Origin of the sequence: Streptomyces sp. NPDC056347 (assembly GCF_042262625.1) — a bacterium.
Taxonomy (GTDB): Bacteria; Actinomycetota; Actinomycetes; order Streptomycetales; family Streptomycetaceae; genus Streptomyces.
Window position 1 is genome coordinate 3080 of the sequence record NZ_JBHJQP010000235.1, and the last position, 6967, is coordinate 10046.

Annotated in this window: 8 protein-coding genes; 3 read left to right on the top strand and 5 right to left on the bottom strand. The window is 70.2% G+C overall.

Annotated features, from left to right (window positions below; all coding sequences use genetic code 11):
• Positions 1 to 91: 91 nt before the first annotated feature.
• The 5 genes from pucL to ACFCV8_RS33415 form a co-directional block, all read right to left on the bottom strand.
• Complete coding sequence (gene pucL / locus ACFCV8_RS33395; RefSeq protein WP_376689258.1) at positions 92 to 1024, bottom strand: factor-independent urate hydroxylase; 933 nt, start codon at positions 1022 to 1024, stop codon at positions 92 to 94.
• 5 nt (positions 1025 to 1029) lie between these two features.
• Entirely contained in the window at positions 1030 to 1422 is a 393-nt protein-coding gene (uraH, locus tag ACFCV8_RS33400) for a hydroxyisourate hydrolase (RefSeq protein ID WP_376689259.1), read from the bottom strand.
• A gap of 5 nt (positions 1423 to 1427) precedes the next feature.
• Positions 1428 to 1937 (bottom strand): 2-oxo-4-hydroxy-4-carboxy-5-ureidoimidazoline decarboxylase, encoded by a 510-nt coding sequence (gene uraD / locus ACFCV8_RS33405; RefSeq protein ID WP_376689260.1) that lies wholly within the window; start codon positions 1935 to 1937, stop codon positions 1428 to 1430.
• Between the two features lie 167 nt (positions 1938 to 2104).
• Positions 2105 to 2482 carry a helix-turn-helix domain-containing protein gene (locus ACFCV8_RS33410; RefSeq protein ID WP_376689261.1) on the bottom strand — a complete coding sequence of 126 codons (378 nt, stop codon included), beginning with the start codon at positions 2480 to 2482 and terminating at the stop codon, positions 2105 to 2107.
• Positions 2479 to 2730 (bottom strand): thiamine-binding protein, encoded by a 252-nt coding sequence (locus ACFCV8_RS33415; RefSeq protein WP_376689262.1) that lies wholly within the window; start codon positions 2728 to 2730, stop codon positions 2479 to 2481. Before ACFCV8_RS33415 ends, ACFCV8_RS33410 begins: the two co-directional genes overlap by 4 nt.
• Before the next feature lie 489 nt (positions 2731 to 3219).
• On the opposite strand from ACFCV8_RS33415, the gene ACFCV8_RS33420 reads away from it, so the two are divergent.
• The 3 genes from ACFCV8_RS33420 to ACFCV8_RS33430 all read left to right on the top strand — a co-directional run bounded on the left by ACFCV8_RS33420 (position 3220) and on the right by ACFCV8_RS33430 (position 6683).
• Positions 3220 to 4059, top strand: coding sequence for a TIM barrel protein (locus tag ACFCV8_RS33420; RefSeq protein WP_376689263.1), 840 nt, complete (start codon positions 3220 to 3222; stop codon positions 4057 to 4059).
• Between the two features lie 44 nt (positions 4060 to 4103).
• Entirely contained in the window at positions 4104 to 5003 is a 900-nt protein-coding gene (locus ACFCV8_RS33425; protein ID WP_376689264.1) for a 2-hydroxy-3-oxopropionate reductase, read from the top strand.
• Between the two features lie 222 nt (positions 5004 to 5225).
• Positions 5226 to 6683 (top strand): catalase, encoded by a 1458-nt coding sequence (locus ACFCV8_RS33430; protein WP_376689265.1) that lies wholly within the window; start codon positions 5226 to 5228, stop codon positions 6681 to 6683.
• Positions 6684 to 6967 lie beyond the last annotated feature (284 nt).

A 6967-nucleotide genomic window follows, 5' to 3' on the forward strand; every position in this document is an offset into this window, starting at 1 on the left:
CGGCCCTTTGGGGGTCCCCTGCTTAGCCATGGCGGTCCCCTCGGGGGCCGCACCCCCCCCGAGGGGGGGGGGGGGGGGCCCGCGCCCCGCGTCAGAGGTTGGTCATGTCGACCGGGATGTGCGGCTCGCAGCCGTCACGCAGGATGGTGGCCTCGATCAGGCCGTAGGGGCGGTCGGCGGCGTAGTACACGGCGCCGTCCTTGGCTTCGTTCTCCAGGCCGAAGGCGGAGAGGTCCTGCCGGAAGTGGTGCTTGTTGGGGGCGGAGAAGCGGATCTCGTCGATCTCGCTGCGGTTCTCGATGACCCGCGAACCCATCTGGTACAGCGTCTGCTGGAGCGAGAGCGAGTACGTCTCCACGAAGGCGTGCAGGATGTGCTTCTTCGCCTGCTCGTAGGACTTCTCCCAGTGCGGCATGCGCTGCTCGTCACTGGTCCAGTTGTGCCGCCACCAGGTCGACAGGGAGGTGGCGAGGATGCGGTCGTAGTCCTCCTGGAGCGTGGTGTACTTGTCCTTGATGTAGCCCCAGAACTCCGAGTGGGTGGAGTTCATCACCGTCAGGTCCTTCAGCCCGGACAGCACCTCGAACTTCTCGCCGTCGTAGGTGATCTGCGCGAGCCGGGTCTCCTGGCCCTTGCGGACGAAGGAGTGCTTGACGTCGTCGGCGCCGATGAACCTGGAGTTGCCGTCGGAGCCCGCGATGCGCTCCCAGGCGTACTCCTCGATGCGGATGCGCGCGCGGTGGATCGACGGCTGGCTGTCCACGAAGTGCCGGGCGAGATGGATGCCGTACTGCTCGGCCGACTCGATGCCGTACTCCTTGGCGAACGCGAAGCAGGTGTTCTTCGTGGTGTCCGTGGGGAGGCAGTGGGCGTTCGAGCCGTTGTAGTGGACGTCGCTCAGATCACCGGAGAGGGCGACGGAGACGTTCAGGTCCTTGATGTGGTGGGTGTCGCCGTCCCGGGTGATCTTGACGACGCGGTTCTCTGCTTTGCCGTACTGGTTCTGGCCGAGAATCGTGGGCATGTCTGCTAGCTCCCTCGGTATACGGAGTAGCCGAACGGGTTGAGCAGCAGCGGTACGTGGTAGTGCTCGCCCGGAGTGACGGCGAAGGTGATGGTCACCTCCGGGAAGAACGCACCGCTGTCCCTTACGCGGGGGGCGTCCTGCTGCGCCTCGGCTTGGTTCTCGCTGGCGAAGTACGTCTCGGTGTCGAAGTCGAGGCGTACGTGGGTGGTGCCCTCCGGCAGTGCCGGCAGGTCCTTGCAGCGCCCGTCCGCGTCGGTGGCCGATCCGCCGAGCGCGGCCCAGGGCGCGTCGCCGCCGCCGCGGGCGGCGAGTGCGACGGCGACGGACGCGGCGGGGCGGCCGATGCTGGTGTCCAGGATGTGCGTGGACACCGAGGCGGTGGTGTCGGTGCTCAAGACCGTCACTCTCCTTCGGTTGCGAGTCGGGTCAGCCGGATACGGTTGATCTTGCCCAGCTCGGTGCGCACGATTCCGCGCTCCTGCTCGGGCGAGTTCCCGATCCGGGCCTTCACCGCGTCGCACATCTGCTCGCCGGTGGCCCCGGTGGCGCAGATCAGGAAGACATGTCCGAACCGCTCCTGGTAGGCCAGGTTGAGTTCGAGCATCTCGGCCTTGAGTTCCTCGGTGGCGTCGGCCATGCCCCGCTGTTCGCGGGAGGAGGTCGGGTCCTGGGGCTTCGGGCGGCCGATCGGCGGGTGGGCGGCCATCGCCTCGGCCAGATCCCGCGCGTCCAGCGCCGCCGTGGCGGCGTCGGAGGCGAGCAGGAGGGCCTCGGCGGAGGTGTACGGCCGTCGGGAGAGGATCGCTCTTCCCCAGGCCGTACTGGCACACACCTCGTGCAGCGCGGTGGTGGCCTCGTCGTCCGCCAGGGTGTTGAACCGGGCCAGGCCCGGCGTGGAGCTCGAAGTCACGGGAGCCTCCGTGGCTGTTGTGCGCTGTGCGTTGTCGCTTCGCGTCGGTCGGGCTGCGGATAGCTAACGCCCTCCGGAACACAACGTCAACACTTTGTTGAAATTCCGCGAACGAAGAGGGCCGCCGCCCGGTTCTCCGGACGACGGCCCACCCCTTGATGCCTCAACTACTCGGCTTTGGCGCCATTTTCCCTGTTCAGGTAGTTGTACACGGTGAAGCGGCTGACACCCAGCGCGGTCGCCACCGTCTCCACCCCGTGCCGCACGGAGAAGGCGCCACGTGCCTCCAGGGCGCGCACCACCGACTGCTTGGTCCGCCGGTCGAGCTCGGCGAGCGGCATGCCGTGCCGCCGCTCCATGGCGGTCAGGATGTGGTCGAGTGACTCCGAGAGCTGGGGCAGCCGTACGGCTATGACGTCCTCGCCCTCCCAGGCCAGCACGACGTCGTCGGCCTCCGCCTGGTCGGGGCCCAGCAGCTCGGCCCCCATGGCGTCGACGAGCGGCTTGACCGCGGCGACGAGCGGGTGGTCGGCCGGTTCGGTCACCGGGAGCCCTCCCCGATCACGTTGACCTGGAGGGAGACCCTGGTGGCGCCCGAGGCCAGGGCCCGGCGCAGCAGCGAGTCCACCGCGGTCAGCACCTCGTCGGCACGGCCCTCCGCCGTGTTGCCGAAGGGGCCGACGTCCACCGCGTCCAGGTCGGCCGACTGGATGACCTCGCGGGCCACGACCGCGTGGGCGGGCGCCTCGTCGAGATCGAAGGGTTCGGTGGTGAACTCCACTCTCAAGCGCACTGTCTCTCCTCATGCGTCGGCCGCGCGACCGCGGCCCGGCTCCGCGGGTCAGACCCTAACGGACCTCGAGGTACGGCAGTACGCGAACGGCGCCCGGGGCGACCGCCGGCGCCGGACCGGGACACCGGAGCCGACACCGGCACCGGAGGAGACCACCGGCGCCGTCCTCCCGCCGGACCACACGCACCCAGGGACTCACGGGGCCGCGCCCGGCTCCACGTACACGGCTTCGCCGTCATCCTCACCCCCCGCCTCTCCGCGGAATCACCGAAGGCCCTTTGACCTCCCGGCCGCACGACGGAGCGGCCGCCCTTTTCGTGCACTCGCGCCACCGGGACCGTGGCACCGCCCGGCGGACGGCGGGACGGGCCCTCCGGCGAAGTCCCGGATCCGAATTCCGAACTCCCCCTTGACAGCTTCCGGACCTCCGGGCACTCTTCCGTTACGTAGAAACTAACTTCCGCAATACGGAAGGAGCGCCGAACCCTCATGGGCTACCCGGACCAGCGCTTCGATGTGAACCTGTCGATCCTCTTCACGGAACTCCCGCTCCTGGAGCGCCCCGCGGCCGCCGCCGCGGCCGGCTTCACGGCGGTCGAGCTGTGGTGGCCCTGGATCGAGACCCCCACCCCGCCGCAGGCCGAGCTCGACGCCCTCAAGAAGGCGCTCGACGACGCGGGCACCCGGCTGGTGGGGCTGAACTTCTACGCCGGGCAGCTGCCCGGCCCGGACCGGGGCGCACTCTCCGTGCCGGGCTCCGAGTCGGACCGCTTCCGCGCCAACATCGAGGTGGCGGCCGGCTTCGCCGCCTCGGTCGGCTGCAAGGCCCTCAACGCGCTGTACGGCAACCGGGTCGACGGCGTGGACCCGGCGGAGCAGGACGAACTGGCCCTGGAGAACCTGGTGCTCGCCGCCCGCGCGGCCGACCGGATCGGCGCGGTGCTCCTGATCGAGACCCTCAACGCCCCGGAGTCCCCGCGCTACCCGCTGGTCAGCGCCCCGGCCGGGATCGCGGTCGTCGACCGGGTCAACGCGGCCACCGGCCTCGGGAACGCGAAGTTCCTGCTGGACCTGTACCACCTGTCGATGAACGGCGAGGACCTGAGCGAGGTGGTCGCGGCCTACGCCGGGAAGACCGGCCACGTCCAGATCGCCGACAACCCGGGGCGCGGCGCGCCCGGCACCGGCACGCTCCCGCTGGAGCAGCTCCTCGACGAGCTGACGAAGGCCGGTTACGACGGCTGGGTCGGCCTGGAGTACAAGCCGGGCGACCGGCCGAGCGCCGAGGCCTTCGAGTGGCTCCCGGCCGCCGCGCGGGCCGCCCGCTGAGGCGGCACACCCCCTCGTACACACGCTTATCGGAAGGCACCCTCATGAGCAACACCCTCCCCAAGGTCGCGTGGATCGGGCTCGGGATCATGGGCTCCCCCATGTCGGAGAACCTGATCAAGGCCGGGTACGACGTCACCGGGTACACCCTGGAGCAGGCGAAGATCGACCGGCTGGCCGCGGCCGGCGGCACCGGCGCGGCCTCCATCGCCGAGGCGGTCCGGGACGCGGACGTCGTCATCACGATGGTGCCCGCCTCCCCGCAGGTCGAGGCGATCGCCTACGGCCCCGACGGCATCCTGGAGAACGTCCGCCCCGGCACGCTGCTGATCGACATGTCCTCGATCACCCCGCAGACCTCCGTGGACCTCGCGAAGAACGCGAAGGACAAGGGCGTACGGGTGCTCGACGCCCCGGTCTCCGGCGGTGAGGCCGGCGCGGTCGAGGCGGTGCTCTCGATCATGGTCGGCGGCGAGCAGGGCGACTTCGATGCGGCCCTGCCCCTCTTCCAGGCCCTCGGGAAGACGATCGTGCTGTGCGGCCCGCACGGCTCCGGCCAGACGGTGAAGGCCGCCAACCAGCTGATCGTCGCGGTCAACATCCAGGCCTGCGCCGAGGCCGTGGTCTTCCTGGAGAACTCCGGGGTGGACCTGGCCGCCGCGCTGGACGTCCTGAACGGCGGACTGGCCGGTTCGACCGTGCTGACCCGTAAGAAGGACAACTTCCTCAAGCGGGACTTCGCCCCGGGCTTCCGGATCGACCTGCACCACAAGGACATGGGCATCGTCACCGACGCCGCCCGCAATGTCGGTGCCGCGCTGCCCGTCGGCGCCGTGGTCGCCCAGCTGGTCGCCTCGCTGCGCGCGCAGGGCGACGGCGGCCTGGACCACTCCGCGCTGCTGCGCGCGGTCGAGCGCCTGTCGGGCCGCCCCGTCCAGGGCTGACCGACCCGGCTCCACCCCAGACTTCCGGACGGCGTCGGCGCTGACACCTGTCCTGTCGCGCCCAGGCGCCGGCGCCGTCCGGAACACCAGCCAGCAAATTCAACAAACTGTTGACGCCGGGTTCGGGGCGTACTTACGCTCCTGGAGCCCATCGGCAAGACACCGCCGAGCCGTCGCAGTTCAGCAGCTCAGCAGCTCCCGTACGGAAGGTCGCTCCCCACCATGACGCAGCGTGTGCTCACGACCGAGTCAGGCGCCCCGGTCGCCGACAACCAGAACTCCGCCACCGCAGGCGTCGGTGGCCCGATCCTCCTCCAGGACCAGCACCTGCTGGAGAAGCTGGCCCGCTTCAACCGGGAGCGCATTCCGGAGCGCGTGGTCCACGCCCGCGGCTCCGGCGCGTACGGCTACTTCGAGGTGACCGACGACGTCACCGGCTTCACCCGGGCCGACTTCCTGTCCGGGGTCGGCAAGCGCACCGAGACGTTCATCCGCTTCTCGACCGTCGCCGACTCCCTGGGCGGCGCGGACGCGGTGCGCGACCCGCGCGGCTTCGCCCTCAAGTTCTACACGGACGAGGGCAATTACGACCTGGTCGGCAACAACACCCCGGTGTTCTTCATCAAGGACCCGATCAAGTTCCCCGACTTCATCCACTCGCAGAAGCGCGACCCCTTCACGGGCCGTCAGGAGCCGGACAACGTCTGGGACTTCTGGGCCCACGCGCCCGAGGCGACGCACCAGGTCACCTGGCTGATGGGCGACCGCGGCATCCCCGCCTCGTACCGCCACATGAACGGCTACGGCTCGCACACCTACCAGTGGACGAACGCCGCGGGCGAGGCCTTCTTCGTCAAGTACCACTTCAAGACGAACCAGGGCGTGCGCTCCCTCTCCAGCGAGCAGGCCGCCGAGCTGGCCGGCAAGGACGCCAACTCGCACCAGACGGATCTGCTCCAGGCCATCGAGCGCGGCGTGAACCCGTCCTGGACGCTGTACGTGCAGGTCATGCCGGCCGCCGAGGCCGCGGACTACCGCTTCAACCCGTTCGACCTGACCAAGGTGTGGCCGCACAGCGACTACCCGCTCCAGCGGGTGGGCCGGCTGGTCCTGAACCGCAACCCGGAGAACGTCTTCGCCGAGGTCGAGCAGGCCGCGTTCTCGCCGAACAACTTCGTGCCCGGCATCGGCCCCTCGCCGGACAAGATGCTCCAGGGCCGGCTGTTCGCCTACGCCGACGCGCACCGCTACCGGCTGGGCGTCAACCACACCCATCTCCCGGTGAACGCGCCGCGCACCGCCGTCGTCGACAACTACGGCCGCGACGGCCTGCACGCCACCCGCAACGGCTCCCGCCACGACAAGAACTACGAGCCCAACTCGCACGCGGGCCCGGTCCAGACCGGCGCCGCGCTCTCCGCCCCGCTCGCGGTCCACGGCTGGACCGGCACCCACGCGGCGCCCGCCCACACCAAGGACGACGACTTCTTCCAGGCGGGCGAGCTCTACCGGCTGATGTCCGAGGACGAGAAGGGGCGCCTGGTCGCGAACATCGCCGGCGGGCTGTCCCAGGTGAGCCGCGACGACGTGATCGAGAAGAACCTCGCCCACTTCCACGCCGCCGACGCCGACTACGGCCGGCGCGTCGAGGAGGCCGTCCGCGCCCTGCGCGAGGACTGACCGCTCCTCCCCCGAGCCCTGCTCGTGCCGCGCACCCGGATGAGGGGTGCCGCGTGGCGCGGGCAGGACGAGGCCGCGGCGGTGTGCGACGCCAGTGCGGTGGCGAGGCCGGAACGCCTCCCCGTTCCCTGACATGAAGGGGACGGAGCCTTCCGGCCGGTCGCCACCGCCGCGGCCCCTGTTGTGTTGTGTTGCGTTGCGTTGTGTTTTTCACGTTGTCGGCTTCCCGCGCCAGGGCGCGGAGCACGGATACGGTCCCCGTGCTCCGCGCCCTTCGCGTGCGG